The 22,879-nt window shown below is 72.0% G+C and carries 22 protein-coding genes; 8 read left to right on the top strand and 14 right to left on the bottom strand.

All coding sequences use genetic code 11. The features are described from left to right. Positions 1-24: 24 nt before the first annotated feature. Positions 25-270, bottom strand: a complete 246-nt coding sequence (locus LOK55_RS01440) for a zf-HC2 domain-containing protein (RefSeq protein WP_141379926.1) — start codon at positions 268-270, stop codon at positions 25-27. Positions 271-283: 13 nt separating this feature from the next. Then, positions 284-904, bottom strand: coding sequence for a sigma-70 family RNA polymerase sigma factor (locus LOK55_RS01445; RefSeq protein WP_229933931.1), 621 nt, complete (start codon positions 902-904; stop codon positions 284-286). A gap of 109 nt (positions 905-1,013) precedes the next feature. On the opposite strand from LOK55_RS01445, the gene aroA reads away from it, so the two are divergent. From aroA to bcp, 3 genes are all read left to right on the top strand, one after another. After that, positions 1,014-2,363 (top strand): 3-phosphoshikimate 1-carboxyvinyltransferase, encoded by a 1,350-nt coding sequence (aroA, locus tag LOK55_RS01450; protein ID WP_229933932.1) that lies wholly within the window; start codon positions 1,014-1,016, stop codon positions 2,361-2,363. A 12-nt stretch (positions 2,364-2,375) separates the two neighbouring features. Next, a complete protein-coding gene (rsgA, locus tag LOK55_RS01455) occupies positions 2,376-3,416 on the top strand; it encodes a ribosome small subunit-dependent GTPase A (protein WP_229933933.1) in 1,041 nt (346 codons plus the stop codon). A 143-nt stretch (positions 3,417-3,559) separates the two neighbouring features. Further along, positions 3,560-4,048: a thioredoxin-dependent thiol peroxidase gene (bcp, locus tag LOK55_RS01460; RefSeq protein WP_229933934.1), complete on the top strand. Its 489-nt coding sequence runs from the start codon at positions 3,560-3,562 to the stop codon at positions 4,046-4,048. 47 nt (positions 4,049-4,095) lie between these two features. Here the strand turns inward: bcp and LOK55_RS01465 are convergent, their stop codons facing one another. Further along, entirely contained in the window at positions 4,096-4,494 is a 399-nt protein-coding gene (locus LOK55_RS01465; protein WP_229933935.1) for a histidine kinase, read from the bottom strand. 252 nt (positions 4,495-4,746) lie between these two features. Between LOK55_RS01465 and LOK55_RS01470 the strand changes: the two genes are divergently transcribed. Then, a complete protein-coding gene (locus LOK55_RS01470) occupies positions 4,747-4,995 on the top strand; it encodes a WhiB family transcriptional regulator (protein ID WP_196324119.1) in 249 nt (82 codons plus the stop codon). Positions 4,996-5,043: 48 nt separating this feature from the next. Here the strand turns inward: LOK55_RS01470 and LOK55_RS01475 are convergent, their stop codons facing one another. From LOK55_RS01475 to LOK55_RS01485, 3 genes are read right to left on the bottom strand one after another with little or no spacing between them, the layout of a single operon-like run. After that, on the bottom strand, positions 5,044-6,531 hold the full coding sequence (locus LOK55_RS01475) for a sensor histidine kinase (protein WP_229933936.1): 1,488 nt from the start codon (positions 6,529-6,531) through the stop codon (positions 5,044-5,046). 23 nt (positions 6,532-6,554) lie between these two features. Beyond that, positions 6,555-7,919: an AAA family ATPase gene (locus tag LOK55_RS01480; protein ID WP_229933937.1), complete on the bottom strand. Its 1,365-nt coding sequence runs from the start codon at positions 7,917-7,919 to the stop codon at positions 6,555-6,557. Continuing rightward, positions 7,916-8,545 carry an SAF domain-containing protein gene (locus tag LOK55_RS01485; protein ID WP_229933938.1) on the bottom strand — a complete coding sequence of 210 codons (630 nt, stop codon included), beginning with the start codon at positions 8,543-8,545 and terminating at the stop codon, positions 7,916-7,918. Before LOK55_RS01485 ends, LOK55_RS01480 begins: the two co-directional genes overlap by 4 nt. A gap of 97 nt (positions 8,546-8,642) precedes the next feature. Here LOK55_RS01485 and LOK55_RS01490 point away from each other — a divergent pair, with 97 nt between their 5' ends. After that, complete coding sequence (locus LOK55_RS01490) at positions 8,643-8,924, top strand: helix-turn-helix domain-containing protein (RefSeq protein ID WP_141379917.1); 282 nt, start codon at positions 8,643-8,645, stop codon at positions 8,922-8,924. 103 nt (positions 8,925-9,027) lie between these two features. Here the strand turns inward: LOK55_RS01490 and LOK55_RS01495 are convergent, their stop codons facing one another. Continuing rightward, positions 9,028-9,645 carry a hypothetical protein gene (locus LOK55_RS01495; RefSeq protein ID WP_141379916.1) on the bottom strand — a complete coding sequence of 206 codons (618 nt, stop codon included), beginning with the start codon at positions 9,643-9,645 and terminating at the stop codon, positions 9,028-9,030. 125 nt (positions 9,646-9,770) lie between these two features. Between LOK55_RS01495 and LOK55_RS01500 the strand changes: the two genes are divergently transcribed. Further along, positions 9,771-10,211, top strand: coding sequence for an Rv3235 family protein (locus LOK55_RS01500; RefSeq protein ID WP_141379915.1), 441 nt, complete (start codon positions 9,771-9,773; stop codon positions 10,209-10,211). A 66-nt stretch (positions 10,212-10,277) separates the two neighbouring features. Here the strand turns inward: LOK55_RS01500 and LOK55_RS01505 are convergent, their stop codons facing one another. Both LOK55_RS01505 and secA read right to left on the bottom strand, forming a co-directional pair. Continuing rightward, a complete protein-coding gene (locus LOK55_RS01505) occupies positions 10,278-11,501 on the bottom strand; it encodes a pyridoxal phosphate-dependent aminotransferase (protein ID WP_196324123.1) in 1,224 nt (407 codons plus the stop codon). A gap of 62 nt (positions 11,502-11,563) precedes the next feature. Next, a complete protein-coding gene (gene secA / locus LOK55_RS01510) occupies positions 11,564-14,365 on the bottom strand; it encodes a preprotein translocase subunit SecA (RefSeq protein ID WP_229933939.1) in 2,802 nt (933 codons plus the stop codon). 168 nt (positions 14,366-14,533) lie between these two features. Between secA and LOK55_RS01515 the strand changes: the two genes are divergently transcribed. Next, entirely contained in the window at positions 14,534-15,856 is a 1,323-nt protein-coding gene (locus LOK55_RS01515; RefSeq protein ID WP_229933940.1) for a hypothetical protein, read from the top strand. Positions 15,857-15,982: 126 nt separating this feature from the next. Here the strand turns inward: LOK55_RS01515 and hpf are convergent, their stop codons facing one another. The 5 genes from hpf to mtrA all read right to left on the bottom strand — a co-directional run bounded on the left by hpf (position 15,983) and on the right by mtrA (position 21,766). Beyond that, positions 15,983-16,648, bottom strand: a complete 666-nt coding sequence (hpf, locus tag LOK55_RS01520; RefSeq protein ID WP_229933941.1) for a ribosome hibernation-promoting factor, HPF/YfiA family — start codon at positions 16,646-16,648, stop codon at positions 15,983-15,985. Between the two features lie 102 nt (positions 16,649-16,750). Further along, positions 16,751-17,482 carry a ComF family protein gene (locus LOK55_RS01525; RefSeq protein WP_229933942.1) on the bottom strand — a complete coding sequence of 244 codons (732 nt, stop codon included), beginning with the start codon at positions 17,480-17,482 and terminating at the stop codon, positions 16,751-16,753. A gap of 123 nt (positions 17,483-17,605) precedes the next feature. Further along, positions 17,606-19,321: an LpqB family beta-propeller domain-containing protein gene (locus LOK55_RS01530; protein ID WP_229933943.1), complete on the bottom strand. Its 1,716-nt coding sequence runs from the start codon at positions 19,319-19,321 to the stop codon at positions 17,606-17,608. Then, a complete protein-coding gene (gene mtrB, locus LOK55_RS01535) occupies positions 19,321-21,075 on the bottom strand; it encodes an MtrAB system histidine kinase MtrB (RefSeq protein ID WP_229933944.1) in 1,755 nt (584 codons plus the stop codon). The genes LOK55_RS01530 and mtrB overlap by 1 nt, the downstream gene beginning before the upstream one ends. 10 nt (positions 21,076-21,085) lie before the next feature. Continuing rightward, on the bottom strand, positions 21,086-21,766 hold the full coding sequence (gene mtrA, locus LOK55_RS01540) for an MtrAB system response regulator MtrA (protein ID WP_229933945.1): 681 nt from the start codon (positions 21,764-21,766) through the stop codon (positions 21,086-21,088). Between the two features lie 262 nt (positions 21,767-22,028). On the opposite strand from mtrA, the gene aqpZ reads away from it, so the two are divergent. Continuing rightward, entirely contained in the window at positions 22,029-22,781 is a 753-nt protein-coding gene (gene aqpZ / locus LOK55_RS01545; protein WP_229934041.1) for an aquaporin Z, read from the top strand. Positions 22,782-22,879 lie beyond the last annotated feature (98 nt).

Consider the following 22,879-nt stretch of genomic DNA (forward strand, 5'->3'; position numbering starts at 1 on the left):
CATCCGTGGATGCCCCGCTCCGTGTCAGTGGTGGGTGGACTGCTCGGCGCGCAGGCGCGCGAGCACCTGGTCGCGCAACTGGTCAGGGGCCGTCTCCTTGCACGCCCGCGCGATCACCGCGGTGAGCGTCGTCGCCACGAGCGCCTCGTCACGGCACGCGGGGCAGTTCTCGAGGTGCTCGGTGATGTCGGAGTGCTGCGTCTTGCAGACTTCGTGGCGGAGGTACTCCTCCAGGTCTTTGCGCGCCTTGGAGCAGCCGCAGTCGCTCATTTCTCGCTCCCGGTCATTTCTTGCTCTTCGAGGTCGCGGGGACGGGCACGTCGATGCCGCGCTCCCGCGCATAATCGGCCAATAGGTCACGCAGCATGCGTCTGCCACGGTGCAGACGGCTCATGACCGTGCCGATCGGGGTCTTCATGATGTCGGCGATCTCCTGGTACGCGAATCCCTCGACGTCGGCGAGGTAGACGGCCAGGCGGAAGTCCTCGGGGATCGACTGCAGCGCATCCTTGACGACGGAGGACGGCATGTGGTCGATCGCCTCGGCCTCGGCCGAGCGCGAGCTGGTCGCCGTCGTCGACTCGGCGCCGCCGAGCTGCCAGTCCTCGAGCTCGTCGATCGTGCCCTGGTAGGGCTCACGCTGCTTCTTGCGATACGTGTTGATGTAGGTGTTCGTGAGGATGCGGTACAGCCACGCCTTGAGGTTCGTGCCCTGCGTGAACGAGGCCCACGACGCGAACGCCTTGACGAAGGTCTCCTGCACGAGGTCGGCCGCGTCGGCGGGGTTCCGCGTCATCCGCATCGCGGCCGCGTAGAGCTGGTCCATGAACGGCAGCGCCTGGTCTTCGAACTGGGTGCGCGGGTCCTGGGCCGTCTGCGCGTCTGTGGCCGCCTGCTCTTCCATCGCGGCCCAGTCTACGTCTGACAGGTCCGCGATAACGGGTGCGAGGGTCGCTGTCAACTGTGACCTCTTCTTTCTCCGGTTCCGGGCGGGTTCGTTAGGGTAGAACCCGATGACCACGACCTGGTATTCCCTCACTCAGCCCGCTTCGTCGTCGCCGTGGGCCGCGCCCCTCGCCGACGAACCCGTGCAGGCGACCATCGCGGTGCCTTCGTCGAAGTCGCTCACCAACCGCGAGCTGGTGCTCGCCGCCCTCGCCGACGCCCCCAGCACGCTGAACTCGCCGCTGCACTCCGACGACTCGGCGCGCATGGTCGAGGCGCTGCGCACACTCGGCGTCGGCATCGAGGAGGTGCCCGGCGAGGGACCGTTCGGTCCCGACCTGTACGTGACCCCGCCCGCCGCGCTGCGCGGCGACGTGACGATCGACTGCGGACAGGCCGGCACCGTCATGCGCTTCATCGCGCCGCTCGCGGGACTCGCGACCGGCGACGTCACGATCACCGCGCACGCGAGTGCCCTGCACCGCCCGATGGGCGAGACGATCAAGGCGCTGCGCGAGATCGGCGCCGACATCGACGACGGCGGCCACTGGGCGCTGCCGTTCACGGTGCGCGGCCGCGGCCACATCCGCGGCGGTGAGGTGACGATCGACGCGAGCGCGTCGAGCCAGTTCGTCTCGGGTCTCCTCCTGGCAGCTCCCCGCTTCGCCGTGGGACTGCACCTCATCCACTCCGGCGAGCGGCTGCCGTCGATGCCGCACATCGACATGACCGTCGAGACCCTCGCGCGGCGCGGCATCCAGGTCGAGCGCCCGAACGCCAACGAATGGGTCGTGCCCGCCGGGGTGCCGCGCGCGCGCGACGCGGTCATCGAGCCCGATCTCTCCAACGCGGCGCCGTTCCTCGCCGCGGCCCTCCTCACCGGCGGTTCGGTCACGATCCCGGGCTGGCCGCCCACCTCGACCCAGCCCGGCGCGCTCCTGCCCGAGATCCTCTCGCTCCTCGGCGCCCGCACCGGCCGCCGCGGCGGGGCCCTCACCGTCACCGCCGCGCGCCCGCTCGCCGGCGTCGACCTCGACCTGTCGGCGGCGAGCGAGCTCGCCCCGACGCTGTTCGCCCTCGCGGCGTTCGCCGACGCCCCGACGACGCTGCACGGCATCGGACACATCCGCGGGCACGAGACGAACCGCATCGACGCCCTCATCGGCAATCTCCGCGCCCTCGGCGGCGAGGCCGAGGAACTGCCCGACGGCATCCGGATCACGCCGCGCCCGCTGCACGGCGGTCTGTGGCACGCACACCACGACCACCGGATCGCGACCGCGGGTGCCCTGATCGGCCTGCGCGTGCCCGGCGTCGAGGTCGACGACATCTCGACCACCGCCAAGACGATGCCGCAGTTCCCCCAGCTCTGGGAACAGCTGCTGGCGACCGACGACGGCGACTCCGACGCCGCGTGAAGCAGGCATGAGATGAGCTGGCTCGACGACGCCGACGACGACGAACCCGAGTTCGACGAAGCCGATGTGCGGGTGCGCCCGAACCCCAAGGCGAATCGTCCCCGCACGAAGCGGCGCCCCGCCCACGCCGACGCCCGCATCGCGCGGGTGCTCGGCGTCGACCGGGGCCGCTACACCGTGCTGATCGACGAGGACGGCCCGGACGAGCACGTCGCGCTCGCCTCGCGCGCCCGCGAACTGCGCAAGCAGCCCATCGTCACGGGCGACCGCGCGCGGGTGGTCGGCGACTCGAGCGGCGACGAGGGCACGCTCGCGCGCATCGTCGGCATCGAGGAGCGCACGTCGCTCCTCCGCCGGAGCGCCGACGACACCGACCAGGTCGAGCGGGTCGTCGTGGCGAACGCCGACCAGATGCTCATCGTCGTCGCCGCGGCCGACCCCGAGCCGCGGCCTCGCCTGGTCGACCGCTACCTGATCGCGGCGCTCGATGCCGGCATCCACCCCCTGCTCGTCGTGACGAAGACCGACCTCGCCGACCCGACCGACTTCCTCTCGCACTTCGAGGGCGTCGACGACCTGACGGTGTTCACGAGCGGTACGGGCGACATGCCCGTCGATGAGATCGGCCGGCACCTCGTCGGACACTCGACGGTGTTCGTCGGGCACTCGGGCGTCGGCAAGTCGACGCTCGTCAACGCGCTCGTGCCCACCGCGGAGCGCGCGACGGGCCACGTCAACGAGGTCACCGGGCGCGGGCGGCACACGTCGAGCTCGACGGTGTCGCTGCGCTACGTCGGCGAGGACGGACGCGGCTGGGTCATCGACACGCCCGGCGTCCGCTCGTTCGGGCTGGGCCACGTCGACCCCGCGAACATCCTGAAAGCGTTCAGCGACCTCGCCGTCGTTGCCGAGGACTGCCCGCGCGGCTGCACGCACCTGCCCGACGCACCCGACTGCGCGATCATCGAAGCGGTCGAGGAGGGCCGGCTCGGCGAGCGCGGCGCGGCTCGACTCGACTCGCTGCAGCGCCTGCTCGCGACGTTCTCGGGCTGACGCGCCCCGGCGCTCCCCCGCCCCGCCCCACCCCGCCCCCGTTCACCGAAACGGCATGCAGCGCGTCATATGGCCGCCCGTTTCGCGCGCTGCATGCCGTCTGGGCGGCGTACGAGGCGGCGGCGCCTCGTAGGCTGGATGCCATGACGAAGCTCGAGCCCGGCACCCCCGCCCCCGATTTCACGCTGATCGACCAAGACGAGCGCTCCGTCTCGCTCCGCGAGCTGCGCGGCGCCGACACCCCGGACGGCGGGCGGAGCGTCATCCTGTTCTTCTACCCCGCGGCGATGACGCCGGGCTGCACGAAGGAGGCGTGCGACTTCCGCGACAGCCTCGCCCCGCTGCAGGAGGCCGGCTACGCGGTCGTCGGCATCTCGCGCGACGCCCCGGCCAAGCTCCGCGCCTTCCGCGAGCGCGACGGCCTCACCTACGACCTGCTGAGCGACCCCGACCACGCCGTGCACGAGGCGTACGGCGCGTGGGGCGAGAAGTCGAACTACGGCAAGACCGTGGTCGGCGTCATCCGCTCCACCATCGTCGTCGACCCGAGCGGCACCGTGACGCACGCGCTGTACAACGTCAAGGCCACCGGCCACGTCGCGCGCCTGCACGCGCTGCTCGAGGTCGGCTGAGCCGAGCGCGCCAGGCCGAAGCCTGCGTGCCGACGCCGCCGAGGCCGTTACCGGTCCGGGGCATTCGTCCGTCGTCGCGCCCCCGCACGACGCGCGGCGGCGAACAGCACGATCAGCCCGACGATCGCGGGCACGGCGAGCACCGTCGCGAACCCGGCCGAGGGAGCCGGTCCGGTGAGCGCGCCGAGGGCGACCGCGAGCACGAGAAGCTGCGTGACGATGCCGCCGGAGCGCCCCCACGACTGACCGCGCGCAACCCCGACAGCGAAGGCCACCACCGCGGCGGCGCCCACGACGGTCAGCACGATCAGCGCGATCGAGCTGCCGACGTCGTCGGTGTCGCCGCCGACGAGGGCGACGACCTCCCACCCCGCGACCATCAGCAGGGCGAGGCCCTCGAGGGCCAGCAGGGCCGCGGCGACCCGTTCGACGGGGGTGATCGGCATGCGGGCGGCTCCTCGTCTGCCGGGGCGGGATCGACGTGCGGCGGGTGCGCGTGGAGCCAATGCACAGCTATCCCCGCCGGGAAATGCGCCGTTCACTCTTGATTCATCCGAATGTGCGTGGGACCATTGAAGAATCAGTGTGCTCCCACAGCGAAGTGGGGCGAGCCCTCGAGCTCGCACACCTACCAGGGTAACGGACACCCGAGTCCCTCCCTGACATCGGTCACTTCCCCACTCAAGGAGCAATTCACTATGGACTGGCGCGACAAGTCTGCCTGCCTCACGGTCGACCCCGAGCTGTTCTTCCCGGTCGGCAACACCGGGCCCGCGGTCGAGCAGATCGAGAAGGCCAAGGCCGTGTGCGCCCGCTGCACCGTCACCGAGGTGTGCCTGCAGTACGCGCTCGAGACCGGTCAGGACTCCGGCGTCTGGGGCGGCCTCTCCGAAGACGAGCGTCGCGCCCTCAAGCGTCGCGCCGCCCGCGCCCGCCGCGCCAGCTGACCCGCCGCCTCCGCCGACCCGCGCCGTTGAACCGACCCGCGCCGGGCGTCAGCCCCGGTCGAGGTAGCGCATCGGAATGTCGATGGTCACCTCGGTGCCCGATCCGACGATCGTGTGCCAGTCGATCGAGCCGCTCAGCTCTCCCTGGATGAGCGTCCGCACGATCTGGGTGCCGAGCCCGCGGCCCACCTGCCCCTCGGGCAGACCCACACCCGTGTCGCGCACCTTGACGTCCAGTCGGTCGTCGGTGCGCTCGGCGATGATCTCGACCTCGCCCTCCTGATCGGCGAGTCCGTGCTCCACCGCATTGGTGACGAGCTCGGTGAGGGCCAGCGCGAGCGGGGTCGCGTACTCGCTCGGCAGCGTGCCGAACGTGCCCGTCTTGATCGTGCGCGCCCGCGTGTTCGGTGAGGCGGCGACCTCGGCGACGAGCTTGAGCACCCGGTCGAACACGTCGTCGAAGTCGACGTTCTGCGCGAGCCCCTGCGACAGCGTGTCGTGCACCACCGCGATCGCCGACACCCGCCGCATGGCGTGGGTGAGCGCGTCGCGCGCCTCGTCGGAGTGCGTGCGGCGCGACTGGATGCGTAGCAGCGACGCGACGGTCTGCAGGTTGTTCTTCACGCGGTGGTGGATCTCACGGATCGTGGCATCCTTCGTGATGAGCTCCTGCTCCTGGTGGCGGATCTCGGTCACGTCGCGGCAGAGCACCACGGCGCCCACGCGGTGCCCGTTGTCCTTCAGCGGGATGGTGCGCAGCGACACCGTCACCCCGCGCGCCTCCAGGTCGGCCCGCCAGGGGGCCCGGCCCGCCATGACGATCGGCAGCGACTCGTCGAAGTCGCGACCCTTGGGCAGGATGCTCGTGGCCACCTCGAGCAGCGACTCGCCCTCGAGCTCGTCGTCGAAGCCGAGCCGGTTGAAGGCGGACAGCGCGTTGGGGCTCGCGAACGTCGTCACCCCGTCGACGTCGAGGCGGATGAGACCGTCGGATGCCCGGGGCGCGCCGCGGCGGGGCGAAGTGGGCGCCGCGAGGTCGGGGAAGTCGCTCGACGCGATCATGCCGAAGAGATCGTCGGCGCAGTCGTTGAACGTGATCTGCTGCCGGGACGGGGTGCGGGTCTCGCCGAGGTTCGTGTGGCGGGTGAGCACGCCGATGACGGTCGGGGGATGCTCGGCGGTGCCGCGCTCGCGCACGATCGGCACCGCGCGCACGCGTGTGGGCGTCTCTTCGAACCAGTCGGGCGAGGCGGAATCGACGATCTCGGCGCGCGTGAAGGCATCCCGCACCTGCGTGCGCCACTGCGGGCGCACGAGGTCGCCGACGATGTCGCGGTAGAAGAGCGTCGCCGCCCCCGACGGGCGGGTGTGCGCGACCGCGATGAACGAGTCGTCGGTCGTCGGCACCCAGATGACGATGTCGGCGAAGGCGAGATCGGCGAGCAGTTGGCCGTCGCCCGCCAGGCGATGCAACCACTCGACGTCGGCATCGGTGGAGCGGCCCTGGGCGTACACGAGATCGCTGAGCGTCGACACGCCCCCAGCCTATTGGGCCGCGCTCATGCCGTGCGTGCGCGGCGCCGTGACAGAACGGTGCCGGCGCGGCGGGGCTCGGTGGCCTCGCCGCGACCAGCGCGGCCGCGGCGCCGGCGATCGGCCTGACGCACCGGCACAGGGGGTTCGATCGCCTCGCCGACGAACCGCCGCACCGCGCCGGCGAGCGGCGAACGGGCCGCGACGTGCGCCACCGGCTGAGCGGCGAGCATCGCCGCGTCGGTCGCCTTCGGATCCCACGGCACGAACCACACGTCCCGCGCGTCGGTGTACCGCTCCAGGGTGCGCCGCACCTGCGCCCGCGCGTCGAGGCCGACCGGGCCGGTGCGCGACTTGTTGACCATGATCTTGACCGGGGTCGCACCGACGACCGAGCGGAGGTCGGCGTGCGCGCGCACGAACCGTGCGACACCGACCGGATCCGCCGAGACCACCGCGACGATGAGGTCGGCGGAGGCGAGCGCGGCGAGGGTCGCGGCGTTACGCCGTGGGCCGGCGAGGTCGCTGACGATCTCCTCGTCACGCTCGAGTGAGGCGGCGACGTCGACGACGATGTCGTCGGCCCACTCGCGGCACCGTTCGAGCGCCGCCTGCACCCGGTCGTGGGAGAGCTCGGGCCAGCGCCCCGGACGGTTGATGCCGGTGAGCACCTCGACGGTGCCGAGCGGCGCGGCGATGCGGGCGAGCTCCGCGACCGTCAGCGTGCCGCGCTCGGCCTGCCGACACGCCGCGGCGAACCCCGGTCCCTCGTCGGCGAGGCCGGTCGCCATCGCGATCGACGGGGCGTGCGCGTCGGCGTCGATGAGGGCGACGCGGCGCCCGTCGCGGGCGAGCTCGCAGGCCAGCTCGATCGCGGTGGTCGTGCGCCCGGGGGCGCCCGCCGCGCCCCACACCGCGATCACCCGGCCCCGCGTGGGCTCGGGCGCCTCGGCATCCTGCGCGCGGGCACCGCTCGCGAGCGCCTCGGCCGCGTCCGCCTGCGCATCGCAGGCGTCGACGCCGAACACCCCTGCCAACCGACGTTCGGCCGCGCCGGCGCAGAGGGCGACGATCCGGATGCCGAAGCGATCGCAGGCCGCGACGAGCTGGGCGGTCAGGGTGCGCCGGTCCGCATCGAGCACCAGCAGGTCGGCGCGGGCGAGCTCGCCGAGCAGCTCCGCCGCCTCCCGCCCGCTCATCGCGTCGACCGCCGCGGCGGCGGGGGCGTCGGGAGCGACGACGAGCCGGACCTCGGCGCCGGCGTCGCGCAGATCGGCGGCGAGCTCCGCGCCACGTTCATCGGCGACGGCGACGACCACGGCGGGGCCGCCGCGCGGCTCCTCCTCACCGCGGCGGCGGAAGGCGCCGATCGACCCGCCCGCGCCGGTCACGGCTGCACCGCCGAGGTGGGCACGATCGACAGGCTCGCGCCACCCGAGATGGCCGCGAGCGTGTCGGCGACCTCGGCCCGCTCGATGACGAGCTCGACGGCGGAGCCCGCCGAGCCGATCATGGTGTCGTCGGCGGTCACCGAGACGACCGTCGCCGAGGCGACGAGCATGCGGGGCTTGTCGTACTGGCCCCGTTCGAGCTGCGGCGCCGCCCAGACCTCGACGGTCGAGCCGGGCCCGACGGCGGCCGGCAGCTCGGTCGCGCTGTGCACGACGACCGTGGTGGTGCGAAGACCCGCGGCGTCACCGATGGCATCCTTCGCCACCAGCTGCCCCTCGGGGATCGTGCGGGTCGCCACCGAACCGGGGGTGAGCGACGCGGGCGACGCGTAGGCCCCCTCGACGTGCCCGAGAGCCACATCGACGACGGTGAGATCGTCGGCGCCGACCGCCTCTCCCGCGACGATCGTGCGCGCCGCGGCGAACACCGGGGCGGTCTGGCGCGCCGCCGAGACGACGAGCCACACGCCGGCCACCGACGCGATGATCAGGGCGATGCCCAGCAGAAACCGGATGTCGGCCCAGAACGCGCGGGGCCGGGGGCGCGCAGCGGTGTGATCGCTCATGGGTTCCATGGTGACCGCGCGCCGGGACGGGCGCGGAGGTTATCCACAGCCGGAACGTCTCAGCCGCATCAAAGACCACGGCGGTCATAATTGCCTCATGCCCGACACACCCGACGCCGGTGCGCGACTGTTCACGCCCGCCGAAGTCGCGGAGATGCTCCAGCTCTCCGTCGACGAGGTGATCGCGCTCGTGCTCGACGCGCGGCTTCGGGGCATGAAGGTCGGCTCCCCCGCGCGCTGGCGCATCGAGGCCGACAGCGTCGAGGGCTACCTCGACGATCAGGCCGAGGAGGCGCGACGGATGGCGCTGTGGCGCGAGTCGAACGCGGCGAGCTTCCCCGAGCTGTGGGGCCGCGGCCCCGCCCGCGGCGGCGACTGACCGGCGGCGACTGCCGGCGGTTGCAGCCTGCCGCGGAGGGCGATCTCGCGTGCGCACGACTGACCGCGAGGGCGGTCCCCAGCGCGACCTCCCGCGAGCGGCGTCAGGCGAGATCGGATGCCGAGGCGAGCCGCACGGCGAGCACGCCAGCGAACGGCACGATGCGATACCCCGTGACGTTCTCCGCCCGCCGCGGCGCTCCGGGTTCGTGCAGAGCGACATCGAGGTGGTCGGCGCCGGCGCGGTCGATCGTGCCGTCGAGGGTGCGGCCACCCTCGAGGTGCAGCGCCACCGGGATGCGGCGGCGCACGAGATCGCGCAGCACGAAGCCGAAGCCCATCCGCTGCGCGAGCGCCGGCCCCGGGTCGGCGTCGCGGACGCTCGCCAGCACCGCGTCGATCGGCGCCGCAACGTCCGTCACCGCCCAGAGCGGCACGACGACCGCGCCGGCGCCCGCACCGTTGCCGGCCCCGCCGGGAGCATCCCCGACGAGCGCGCACCAGTCCGCGCCCACCCGGGCGAGCCGCCCCGAGTGCACGCCACCGTCCTGCAGGTGCAGCGCCACGCCCCGCGGCTCGCGGCACAGCGCGACCAGCCGTTCCCGCAGCGCGACACGCGAGAGCCGCAGCCGCTCGGCCTCGGTGTCCAGCGCCGCACGCTCGGCCTCCCACTCGGAGTCGAGCTGATCTTCCAGGTCCTCGAAGAACCGATCCCATCGCACGTCGCGACAGTACGCGACCCGCGATCGGCGGCGTTGCCACTATCCACAGGTGAGGGGATTCTCATCTCCGCTGTGAACGGGCTGTGTTGTACTCGATCCCACGTCAACCGCTGGAGGAGGTCACCATGGTCCCGTCGCCGTCGCTTTCCGCGCCCCGGCCGTCACGGGCCGGCACCGCACTCGAGGTCGAGGAGTACTTCGCCCCGCAGCGCACGCCGTCGCAGGCGCTGCCCGACCCCGAACCGCTGCTGGCGAACCTCACGATCGGCGTGCTGGAGGTGCTCGCCGGCGTGCGCGAGGCCGATCAGCTGGCCCGGTGGCTCGGCGAAGACGCGTTCCGCGCGCTCGTGACCCGGTCGAACCTGTCCGCCCGTGCGCGCAGCGCCCGCGGCGTCGCCCCGGCACGGCCCTCGTACCGGATCGTCTCGACCCACGTCTCCTCCCCCGCCGACGGCGTCGTCGAGGGGGTCGTGATCACCGCCGGTCCCGCCCGCACGCGCGCCGTCGCCGTGCGCCTGGAGGGCTGGGACGGCCGCTGGCGCGCCACGTCGCTCGCGGCACTCTGAGCGCGGCGCGCTGACCCGGCGCTCTGACCACCGCGCCGACCGCACCTGCAGGCCGGCGCGGCGAGATCACTGCCGGTACGACGAGAGGAAGTTCCCGAGGCGCTCGATGGCCTCGGTGAGCACCCGCGCTTCGGGCAGCGTGACGATCCGCAGGTGATCGGGTGTCGGCCAGTTGAAACCGGTGCCCTGCACGAGCAGCACGTGCTCCGCGACGAGGAAGTCGTAGACGAGCTTCGCGTCGTCGTGGATCTCGTACACCTCGGGATCCAGCCGCGGGAAGGCGTACAGCGCCCCCGCGGGCTTGTGGCACGAGACGCCCGGGATGGCCTCGAGGCCCTCCCACGCGGCATCCCGCTGCTCGTGCAGCCGCCCGGTGGGCATGATGAGCGCGTCGATCGACTGCACGCCCGACAGCGCCGCCTGTACCGCGTGCTGGGCGGGGACGTTCGGGCACAGGCGGGTCGAGGCGAGCAGTTGGATGCCGTGCAGGAACCCCTCGGCGTGCCGCTTCGGCCCGGTGATCACCATCCAACCCGAGCGGTATCCGGCCACGCGGTACGTCTTGGAGAGCCCGTTGAAGGTGAGGCAGAGGAGGTCGGGCGCGAGCGTCGCGAGCGGGATGTGCACCGCGTCGTCGAAGAGGATGCGGTCGTAGATCTCGTCGGAGAGGAGCAGCAGCTCGTGCTCGCGGGCGATCTCGACGATGCCCTCGAGCACCTCGCGTGAGTACACGGCGCCGGTGGGATTGTTCGGGTTGATCACGACGATCGCCTTGGTGCGGTCGGTGATCTTCGCGCGGATGTCGTCAAGCGAGGGCTCCCAGCCGTTCTCGCTCTCGCACAGGTAGTGCACCGCGGTGCCCCCGGCGAGGCTCGTCATCGCCGTCCAGAGCGGATAGTCGGGCGCGGGGATCAGCACCTCGTCGCCGGTGTCGAGGAGGGCCTGCATCGTCATGGTGATGAGCTCGGACACGCCGTTGCCGAGGTAGACGTCGTCGGGGTCGAACTTCGGGAAGCCCGGCACCTCCTCGTAGCGCGAGACGACCGCTCGGCGGGCCGACATGATGCCGCGGCTGTCGCTGTAGCCGTGCGCGTGCGGCACGGCCTCGATCATGTCGCGGACGATCTGGTACGGCGCCTCGAAGCCGAAGATCGCGGGGTTGCCGGTGTTGAGCTTCAGGATCCGGTGCCCGTCGGCCTCCAGCCGGTCGGCCTCGACCAGTGCGGCGCCGCGGATCTCGTAGAGGACGTCCTTGAGCTTCGACGACTGGTCCAGGATGCGCGGGGTCATCCGTTCAGAATATCCCCGCCCTCACCGGGCCAATCGCCGCGCCGTGGCCTCGAGGCCGCGACTCACTTCTTCTTGCCTGCGGCGCGGCGCTCCGCGCGGTTCTGCGGGGCGGGGGTGGATGCCCCGGCATCCGTCCGCTGCCCGAACGCGCCGCGGGGCGCCTCGGACGAGGACGCGGGAGCCGCCGGGGCCGCGGCGGCGGCGGCCGCCTGACGCACCTTGCTGGTCGCGGCCTGCTGCACCTGGCCGCGGTCGTTGCGCACCTCGACCTCGCCGCCCTCGCCGGCTGCGGTGTACTGCAGCTTCTGCGCCTCGACGGGCGGAGCCTGGAGGCCCTTCGCCTCGACCTGGCCGTCACCGGTCTGGCGCACCTCGACGTCGAGGTTGTAGAGGAAGCCGACCGACTCCTCCTTGATCTGCCCCATCATCGCCTGGAACATCTGGTAGCCCTCGCGCTGGTACTCGATCAGCGGGTCGCGCTGCGCCATGGCGCGCAGGCCGATGCCGTCCTTGAGGTAGTCCATCTCGTAGAGGTGGTCGCGCCAGCGGCGGTCGAGCACCTGCAGCACCACGCGGCGCTCGAGCTCGCGGGTCGCCGGGGCGCCGAGCGTCTCCTCGCGCTTCGCGTAGGCGATCTTCGCGTCGGAGAGGATCTCGCGCTTGAGGCCCTCCGGCGTGATGCGGCCCTTGCTGCCGCTCTCGGCGACGACCTCGTCGATCGTGACGCTCACGGGGTAGAGGGTCTTCAGCTCCGTCCAGAGCGCGTCGAAGTCCCAGCTCTCGTTGTGGCCGGAGCCGGTGTGATCGTCGATGACCGCGCCGATGGCATCCTCGATGAAGTGCTGCACGCGGCCGGACAGGTCATCGCCCTCGAGCATGCGCCGGCGGTCGGCGTAGATCGCCTCGCGCTGACGGTTCAGCACGTCGTCGTACTTGAGGACGTTCTTTCGGATCTCGGCGTTGCGCGACTCGACCTGGCTCTGCGCGCTCTTGATGGCCCGTGAGACCATCGCCGACTCGATCGCGACGTCGTCGGGGAAGTTCGCGCGGGCGAGGATCGCCTCGGCCGCCCCCGACTGGAAGAGGCGCATCAGGTCGTCGGTCAGCGACAGGTAGAACCGGCTCTCACCGGGGTCGCCCTGACGACCCGAGCGTCCGCGCAGCTGGTTGTCGATGCGGCGCGACTCGTGCCGCTCGGTGCCGAGCACGTACAGACCGCCCGCTTCGACAACCTTCTTCGCCTCTTCGGCGACCGTGTCGCGCTGGGCGGTGTACGCGGCATCCCATGCCGCCTCGTACTCCTCGGGGGTCTCGACGGGGTCGAGGCCCTGGGCCTTGAGCTCTTGCACGGCGAGGAACTCGGCGTTGCCGCCGAGCATGATGTCGGTGCCACGGCCGGCCATGTTCGTCGCGACGGTGACGGCGCCCAGGCGCCCCGCGCGCGCGACGATCTCCGCCTCGCGAGCGTGGTTCTTCGCGTTCAGGACCTCGTGCTTGATCCCCTTCTTGGCGAGCAGGCGCGACAGGTACTCGCTCTTCTCGACCGACACCGTGCCGACGAGCACGGGCTGACCCGTCTCGTGACGTCGGGCGATGTCTTCGACGACCTGGGCGAACTTGGCCTGCTCGTTCTTGTAGACGAGGTCGGGCTGGTCCTTGCGGATCATCGGCTTGTTCGTCGGGATCGGCACGACGCCGAGCTTGTATGTCGACATGAACTCGGCCGCCTCGGTCTCGGCTGTGCCGGTCATGCCTGCGAGCTTTTCGTACAGGCGGAAGTAGTTCTGCAGCGTGACGGTCGCGAGCGTCTGGTTCTCGGCCTTGACCGGCACGCCCTCCTTGGCCTCGATGGCCTGGTGGATGCCTTCGTTGTAGCGTCGGCCGACGAGGATGCGGCCGGTGTGCTCGTCGACGATCATGACCTCGTCGTTCATGACGACGTAGTCGGTGTCGCGCTTGAAGAGCGCGAGCGCCTTGATGGAGTTGTTCAGGAACGAGATGAGCGGGGTGTTCGCCGACTCGTAGAGGTTGTCGATGCCGAGGTAGTCCTCGACCTTCTCGATGCCGGGCTCGAGCACGCCGATCGTGCGCTTCTTCTCGTCGACCTCGTAGTCGACGCCCGCCTCGAGGGTGCGGGCGATCTTCGCGAACTCGACGAACCAGCGGTTGGCCTCACCCGAGGAGGGTCCGGAGATGATGAGCGGCGTGCGGGCCTCGTCGATGAGGATCGAGTCGACCTCGTCGACGATGGCGAAGAAGTGGCCGCGCTGCACGAGGTCCTGCTTCTGCCAGGCCATGTTGTCGCGCAGGTAGTCGAAGCCGAACTCGTTGTTCGTGCCGTACGTGATGTCGGCCTCGTACTGCTGGCGGCGCACCTCGGGGGTCTGCCCGGCGACGATCGTGCCGGTCGTCATGCCGAGGGCGCGGTAGACGCGGCCCATCAGCTCGGACTGGTACGACGCGAGGAAGTCGTTGACCGTGATGACGTGCACGCCCTCGCCGGCGATCGCGTTGAGGTAGACCGCGAAGGTCGCCGTGAGGGTCTTGCCCTCACCGGTCTTCATCTCGGCGATGTTGCCGAGGTGCAGCGCCGCGCCGCCCATGATCTGCACGTCGTAGGGCCGCTGGCCGAGGGTGCGCTTGGCGGCCTCGCGCACGGCGGCGAACGCCTCGGGCATGAGCTTGTCGAGCGACTCGCCCGCGGCGTAGCGCGCACGCAGCTCCGCGGTCTCGCCGCGCAGCTCCTCATCGGTGAGCTGCGCGTAGTCCTCTTCGAGGGCGTTCACGGCCTTCACGACCTGCTGCAGCCTGCGGAGGATGCGTCCTTCGCCGGCGCGGAGCAGTTTCTCGAGAGGGTTGGCCACGGAGGATCTCCATACGTTCGGGGGCCGGCGGCACGGGATGCCACCGTTGGCGCGCGCGGCACGCGCGACACGACTTCCTATGTTATGCGGTCGTGACCTTGATGCGCGCTGTATGCGGGTGTGCGCCGCCCCAGCCCGGCCGGGAGGGCGCCGACGTAAGATCGTGCCATGGCCGGATTCTGGGGCACCCGTAAGAAGGAGCGCGAACAGCTCGCCGCGCAGGACGCCGAACTCGGCCGCCGGGCCGACGCGGCCCTCGTCGCCGCCGACGAGAGGCTCCGCACCACCGACGACGAGCTCACGTTCGCCGAGCTCGAACTCGGCCGTGACGCGACGCGGGATCTCCGCGACGCGCTCGTCGCCGTCCGCACGCATCTGCGCGAGGCGTTCCAGCTGAACCAGCTCAACCACGACGAGATCCCCGACACCCCGGAGGAGGCGCGCACCCGCAACGCCCGCATCGTGCAGCTGTGCGAGTGGGCAGAGGAGCTCCTCGACGACCGCCTCGAGGAGCTCGCCGAGCCGGTCGCCCGCGCGCGGCGCGCCCCGGAGATCATCGCCGGCATCCGCCAGAACGTCGAGCGGGAGAGCGCGCGCGTGCCGCGGGCCGAGGCCACTCTCGCCCGCCTGGAGGCCCGCTACGCGCCCACGGCGCTGCGCAAGATCGCGGGCAACCCGCGCGAGGCGGGCCAGTTGCTCGAGTTCGCGACGCACGGCGCCGACGTCTCCGAGGCTCGGCGTGAGTCGGGTCAGCGCGAGCAGGCGAACCTCGCACTTGAGACCGCGATCGAGGCATCCCGCCGCGCGACGACCCTCCTCGACGCGGTCGACGCGTTCGAGATCGAGGCCCTGCGGGCGGAGTCGACCCTCGACGCGATCGTGGAGGACTCGCGCGACGACCTCATCGCCGCGCGCGATCTGGAGCACCTCCCGGCGGTCGGCAGCGCGATGGCGACGCTCGAGCGCGAGCTCGGCGCCCTCACGCCCGCCGGCGACAAGCCTGACCCGTTCACCGAGCTGACGCGCCTGCGCGAGGCGAATGCGGCGCTGGATGCCATCGTCGCGAAGGCCCGCGAGCGTGCCGCCCGCCCCGTGCCGCCCGAGTCGCACGTGCGACACGCGATCGACGACGCCGACCGCCAGCTGGGCGTCGCCCGCAGCGTGATCTCGGGCCACCGCGGGTGGATCGGCGCCGATGCGCGCACGCGGCTCGCCGAGGCGGAGCGGCTGCGCCTCGAGCTCGCACAGCTCACTGCGGGCCCGATCGACGAGGACGACCGCGAGCAGGCGCTCGCCGACGCGCGGCGCTGCGGGCAGCTCGCCGCGGAGGCCCTGCAGCTCGCGCAGCGCGACATCGACTCGTCGCGCCCGAACGACGGCGGCTGGGGTGGCCCGGGCGGCGGCGGTCAGCGCGGCGGCGGCAACGGCATCGCCAGCGGCATCCTCGGCGGCCTCGTCATCGGCTCGATCCTCGACGGCATCTTCGACTGACGCGCGCCCCTCGCGGGCGCCGCGCAGAATCGCAGAACGACAGCAGAATCGGATGCCACGAGCCGTGGCATCCGATTCTGTTGCGCTTTTCCGATTCTGCTTGCCCGCGCGTCCCGCGGGCGAGCGTCAGGAGGCGAGCTCCTCCGCGGCGGGCGGGGCGCTGGCGAGCAGCGAGATCACGCCGTAGTCCCAGCCCTTGCGGCGGTAGACGACGCTCGGGTGGTCACTGCGCGCGTCGATGAAGAGGAAGAAGTCGTGCCCGACGAGCTCCATCCGATCGACGGCCTCCTCGACGGTCATCCACTCCGCATCGAAGTGCTTGTTGCGGATGACGACGGGGGTGTAGTCCTCTTCGCCCTCGTCGTCGGCGACGACCGGGACGCTTCCGGTCGCGACGGCGCGCAGCACGTCGGCCGACGCGGGCTGCACGTCGATGCCGGCGAGCGAGCCGCTGCCCTTGTCGAGCTTCGCGCCTCGCGGGTGGTTGCGCGCGTCGATGCGCTTGTCCTTCGCGCGGCGGAGCTGCTCGACGAGCTTGTCGACGGCGAGGTCGAGCGCCACGAACTTGTCGCTGTCGGTCGCCTCGGCCCGGACGACGGGGCCCTTACCGGTGACGGTCAGCTCGACCGTCTCGTCTTCGCGCGCACCGTTGTGATAGGCCCGGTGGGTGACCTTGATGTCGAGTCGCTGCGCCCGGGGGGCGATGTTCTCGATGCGGAGGGATTTCTCTTCGGCGACGGTGCGGAATCGATCCGAGATGCTGACACCTACGCCGACGATGCTGGTTTCCATCCTTGACCCCCTAGTTCCGGGTTCTCCGCCTTCCCACGAGGTCAAGGGAGAACCCTGAGTTCGCCTTGGTCTCCCCCACGCTATCGGGGTTCACGCCCCCTGTCACCTGCCAGTTGCCGTGAGAAACCGTCGGCGCGGCGTGGATGCCACCGTCGCCGCCCCGACCACGCGGGCGCCCCCGGCCGACAGCGCCCGTGCCGCCTCCCGCAGGGTCGCTCCGGTGGTCACGACGTCGTCGACGAGGAGCACCGCGCGCCCCGCGAGCCGCGTGTCCCACCCGCGGCCGAGCCGCATGCTGCCGGTGACGTTGCGCTCCCGATCCTCGGCGCCGAGCCCGCGCTGATCGGCCGCCCGAACACCCGCCCGAAGAGCGCGCTGCGGGTGCAGTCCGGCGTGACGGGCGAGCAGCTCGACCACCCGGTATCCGCGGCGGCGCATCGCGCCGGGCGACGTCGGCACCGGCACGACGATCACCGGCTCTCCCGGTCCGCCGGCGAGCGCCGCGTGCGCGGCCGCGCGGAGTGCGACGGCGAGGGGCGCGGCGAGGGCGGTGCGCCCCTCCTCCTTATAGGCGCGGAGCACCCGGGCGACGACCCCCTCGAACGGCAGCCCCGCGAACACGGTGAAGGTCCCGCCGAGCGCCCGCGTGCGCACCTCGGGCTGCAGCGCCGCGCGGCAGGGCGCGCACAGCGTCGCATCGGCCAGGTCGCAGCCGGCGCACCACGTCGGGAAGACGAGCGAGAGCGCACCGGCCAGCGCGTCGCGTGCCGCCGCGGCGAGCGGCGCGACGGGCGTCGGTGCGGCGGGCGGATGCCCGGAGGAGGCGGAACGCATGATCGCCCCAGCCTCCCCGCCCCGGCGCCCGCACGGACGCGCGTCGCCCGCATCTGTGGACGGATTCCGCCGATCGCCGCCTGGGGAGGAGGCGAGGGACAAAGTCGCCGCGAGGCGGTCGGGTCAGCGCGGCGAGCCCTGCTGGACCGCGAGCACGACGATGCCGGAGGCGACGTTCTGCCAGTTCGAGCCCTGCTGCGAGTACAGCTCCCCGGCCGCATCGCGCACGCGCACCGCGCCCGACTGCGTGCCGCCGGCGACGCTCGTCACGGCCTCGGGGGTGCGCTGAGTGTCACCGAAGCCGCCGAGCTTCTGGGTGAGGAGCGACGGGGTGTCCTGGCTCGAGGTCACGGCGGCGAGGGTCGAGGAGTCGAGCCACGTCAGCGCCGTGCCCGGGCCCGGGAGGACGGCGATGACCTTGGTCGCGCCGAGCCCCGTCGGCACGCCATCGCGGTCGCGGAGGACACCCGCCACCCAGATCGCCCACCGCTCCCCGTCGCGCACGATCGCCGCGAGGCGGGTGCCGTCGCGCGAGATGCGCTGCGCCGCGAGCTGCGACGCCGCGGGCCACGCATCGGGCAGCAGCACCTCGGTGCCGCCCGGACCGAACGCCACGACCGCCGAGGGCGCACCGGCGGGAACCGACCAGATGTAGCCGCCCGGGTCGACCGACGGCGCGACGAGTCCCGGTCGGGCGTCGAGCCGGGTGACCGTGCCGTCGCTGCCGACCTCTGACACGGCGCCGGTCGTGTCGCGCACCGCCGCGACGGTGCGGTCGGCGTTCACCTCGATGTCGGCGGCGGCGACCTGCAGCAGCGCGCTGGAGAGCCCGGGCAGCTCCTCGATCGAGCCGCCGGAGGCGCCCGAGGCGAACCCGAACGCGTCGGCCGTGCGCACGAGCGGGCGCGAATCGATGCGTGTCTGCCGCACCGTGACGGTGTCGGCGGCCAGCGGCTGCTCGTCGACGAGCATGTCGACCTGGTCGATGCCGGTCGGCGCGAGGCTCGTCTCGAGCTGGGTCTGCATGCGGCTGAGCGCCTCGCGTCCGAGGGCGCGCGCCCCCTCCTGCAGAGAGACCGAGGCCACGTTCGAGCGCACCGGCACCGCCACCTGGGCGAGGCGTGCCCCGTCGACGAACGCGGTCGAGACGGCGCCCTCGAGCCAGGTGCTCGGTCCGCCGTTCACGAGTGCTTCGGCGATGCTCGTGGCCGCGTACTGCATCGGGAACCAGCGCGTGTCGGGCACGAGGTAGGTCCAGCTCGGGTCGAAGAACTGGAGGTCGTAGCTGCTGTAGACCCGCTCGAACCGGTTGCGGTCGAGCACGACGCCGTCGGGCGCCTTCGTGATGCGCCACTGCCCATCGTCCTGGCGTGCCAGGGTGAACGGCAGCGAGATGTCGCCCGCATCCCCTGCGACGGCGAGATCCCCCGCCTCGTCGACCGTGGCGACGGGGGTGACCGACAGAACGTATTCCCCCTCCGACACCTGGCGGAGCGCCCGATCGCCGGGGCGGTACACCGTCACCCCCGCCCGCGGGTTCCAGGTGCTCCGCAGGTCGCCGGCGAGGAACTCACGGGCGGTGCCCCAGTTGTCGGTCGGACCCGAGCCCGCCGCGATGAACCCCTCGACGATCTGCTCCGGCGTGGCATCCGGGCTCGGCTTGTCGGGGAAGAACACCACGCCGCCGTTCGTGCCGGCGTCGGGGATCGACTTTCCCGCGTTGACGGGGCCCGACGTCGGCAGGCCCCCGCAGGCGGTGAGCACGATCAGCAGCAGCGCCGCGATCACCGTGGTCGCCGCGGCGCGCACCCGCGATCCGGGCTGCACCTCCGCGCGCATCACGATCGCCCCGCCGTCTCGGTCGAGGAAGCGGTCGAGGAGGAGGCGGTCGAGGATGCCTCGGACGCCGCCGCGGACGGCACCGCGATCGGCTGGGTGAGTCCGATGTCGTCGAGCGCGGCGCCGTCCTCGCCCGGGTCGACGGGGATCGGGGAGCCGAGCGCACCGTCTCCGACGACGCCCTGTCGCGGCAGGGTCAGCACGAAGTTCGTGCCGCGGCCGAGCTCCGACCACACCGAGAGGGTGCCGCCGTGCAGCCTGGCGTCACCGAGGGCGATGGAGAGTCCGAGGCCCGTGCCTCCGATCGTGCGCTTCCGCGACGGGTCGGCGCGCCAGAACCGGTCGAACACGCGCTCGGAGTCAGCCGCGCTCATGCCGAGGCCGTAGTCGCGCACCCCGATCGCGACGGCGCGCTGATCGCTGTCGACCGTGACGACGATGGGTCGCCCCTCGCCGTGCTCGATCGCATTGCCGAGCAGGTTGCGCACGATCCGTCGCACGCGGCGCGGGTCCATGTCCACCGGGGAGTAGCCTCCGGGCGCCACGAGGCGCACGTCGGAGCCGCGCTGCAGGGCGAGCTGATGCATCGAGGCGATCTCCTCCTCGGCGAGGTGCGCGAGGCTCGTCGGCTCGTTCTCCAGCTGCACCGAGCCGGCGTCGTAGCGGCTGATCTCGAGGAGGTCGGTCAGCAGCACCTCGAAGCGCTGCACCTGCGCGTGCAGCAGCTCCGCGGCGCGCGCCGTCGACGGGTCGAACTCGTCGCGCCGGTCGTTGAGCATGTCGCTGGCGAGCCGGATGGTCGTGAGCGGCGTCCGCAGCTCGTGCGAGACATCCGAGACGAACCGCTGCTGCACGAGCGACAGCTCGGCGAGCTCCTTGATCTGCGCCTCGATCGAGTCGGCCATCGCGTTGAACGAGCGGCCGAGCACGGCGAACTCGTCGTCGCCGCGCACCGGGAGCCGCACGCCCAGGTCTCCGCCGGCGAGGATGGCGCTCGTCTCGGCGGCCTGCGCGATCGGCACGGTGACGGTGCGCAGCACGACCCACGAGATCGCCCCGATGAGAAGCACGAGCCCCGCGCCGACGAGCCACAGCGTCACCTGCACGAACCGCAGCGTCTCCGCCTCCGAGGCGAGGTCGTACGCGAAGTAGAACTCGTACGCCCCCACTTCGGGCAGGATCAGCTGCTGTCCGATCACGACGCCCGGCACATCGGCGCGGCCGTCGTCGCCTTCGGGGAGGCCGATCGACTGCCACCAGCGCTTGTCGGGCCCCTGCTGCACCGTCATCCGCAGGCCGTCACTGATCATGTCGGCGGTGAGGCCGCCCCGGGCGAAGTCCTGCGGGGCGATCACCGACGGCTCGTTCGAGATGCGGAACCCCGCGATCATGTCGGTGCCGGCCTGCCGGGTCATCGACAGCACCGCGGCATCCATCAGCGACTGCAGCGCCGCCGAGTCGCCGTCGACCTGCGCGGAGTCGAGGGTGCGCTGCGTCGCCGCCGTCGCGCGCGCCACCGACTCCTGCGCCTGCTCGACGCGCGATTCGAACAGGTCGTTCTGGATCGCGAGGGCCATCGTCACGAAGGCGCCGAGGATCGCGAACGCCGTGAGGGCGAGGGTGACGGCGAGGGTGCGGAACCGCAGCGAGCCGCGCCACGCGTGCGCGAAGCGCTCGGGCCACGAGCGCCAGCTGCGCCAGTCACGCCAGCCCCGAAGGCCCGGCGTGCGCACGGTGGCCGTCGTCGGCGGCATGAGGACCCGGTCAGACCACCGCGCCGGCGCGGTAGCCCACGCCCCGGACGGTCGAGACGATCTTGGGGTTGTCGGGGTCGATCTCGACCTTCGCGCGCAGGCGCTGCACGTGCACGTTCACGAGCCGGGTGTCGGCCTTGTAGTGGTAGCCCCACACCTGCTCGAGGAGCATCTCGCGCGAGAACACCTGCTGGGGCTTGGATGCCAGCGCCACGAGCAGTTCGAACTCGAGCGGCGTCAGGGCGATCGCGTCATTGCCGCGGCGCACCTCGTGCGCGGCGACGTCGACGACGACGTCGCCGACCCGCAGCGTCCCGCTGTCGGCGGCGGTGCCGGGGCGCAGGCGCGTGCGGATGCGGGCGATGAGCTCCTTCGGATTGAACGGCTTGACGATGTAGTCGTCGGCGCCCGACTCGAGCCCGCGCACCACGTCGGCGGTGTCGGTGCGTGCCGTCAGCATGATGATCGGCACGCCGGATTCGGCACGGATGCGGGTGCACACCTCGATACCGTCCATTCCGGGCAGCATGAGGTCGAGGAGCACGAGGTCGGGGCGCTGTGCGCGCCATTCGTCGACGGCGGCGGCGCCGTCGGCGCAGAACACGGGCTCGAAGCCCTCGGTTCGCAGCACGATGCCGATCATCTCCGCGAGCGCGGTGTCATCATCGACGACCAGGATGCGAGAAGTCATGGGGGCGGATACGTCCTTCGAGTCGGCGGGATGCCGCAGCGCGCAACGGGGATGCGCACCAATTACAGTATCGGACCCTCCTGACGGCGCGCCGTGCAGTGCCGTGTCGACACATTCCGACGCGGATCACGCGCACGGGGCTGACGAGGGGGCACAATCGCGAGCAGAGACCACTCGAACGAGAGGACCCACCGTGAGCACCGACGACCCCCGCCCCGACATCCCCATCGACCCGACCGAGATCGCGCACACTCCGGAGCCCGTGGAGGCGCTCGCCGCTCCGGCGACCTCCGCACGCCTCGTGGCCGAGGCCGCCGGCACCTTCCTCCTCGTCTTCGGCGGGGTCGGCACGGCGCTGATCGCCGCGAACAACGGCCTCGCCGCCAACGGCTTCCCGGTCGGCGTCGGCTACGTCGGCGTCGCCCTGGCCTTCGGCCTGACCGTCGTCGCGGGCGTGTACGCCTGGGGCCCGATCTCGGGCGGCCACTTCAACCCCGCCGTCACCCTCGGCCTCGCCGCGGCGGGCCGGTTCCCCTGGCGCGAGACCGTCGGCTATCTCATCGCGCAGGTGGTCGGCGGCGCGCTGGCGACGAGCGTGATCGTGCTGGTGGGGCTCTTCGGCCCCGACGGCTGGCTCGCGACCGCGCAGGACGGCGGCTTCGCGAGCAACGGCTTCGGCGACCACTCCCCCGGCGGGTTCGGGCTCGGCGCGGCGATCACCGTCGAGATCGTGCTCACCGCGATCTTCGTGCTGGTGATCCTCGGGGTGACCCACGCGACGCGCGGCACGCCCGCCCTCGCGGGCCTCGCGATCGGCCTCACCCTGACCCTCATCCACCTCACCTCGATCCCGGTCGACAACACCTCGGTGAACCCGGCGCGCTCGATCGCGGCGGCGATCTACGGGGGGACGGATGCCCTGGCACAGCTCTGGGTGTTCATCCTCTTCCCGATCGTGGGCGCACTCCTGGCGGGGTTCGCGCACCGCGCGCTGTTCGAACGCACCAACATCTGAGCGAGCGGCCCTGCCCGAGCGGAGGGCCGCGCACAGGCGAGGGCCCGCCCCCGGATCGGATCCGGGGGCGGGCCCTCGAGGTGTCGCTCGGAGCGCAG

Source organism: Microbacterium sp. F2E (assembly GCF_020905435.1).
Classification (GTDB): domain Bacteria; phylum Actinomycetota; class Actinomycetes; order Actinomycetales; family Microbacteriaceae; genus Microbacterium; species Microbacterium lacticum.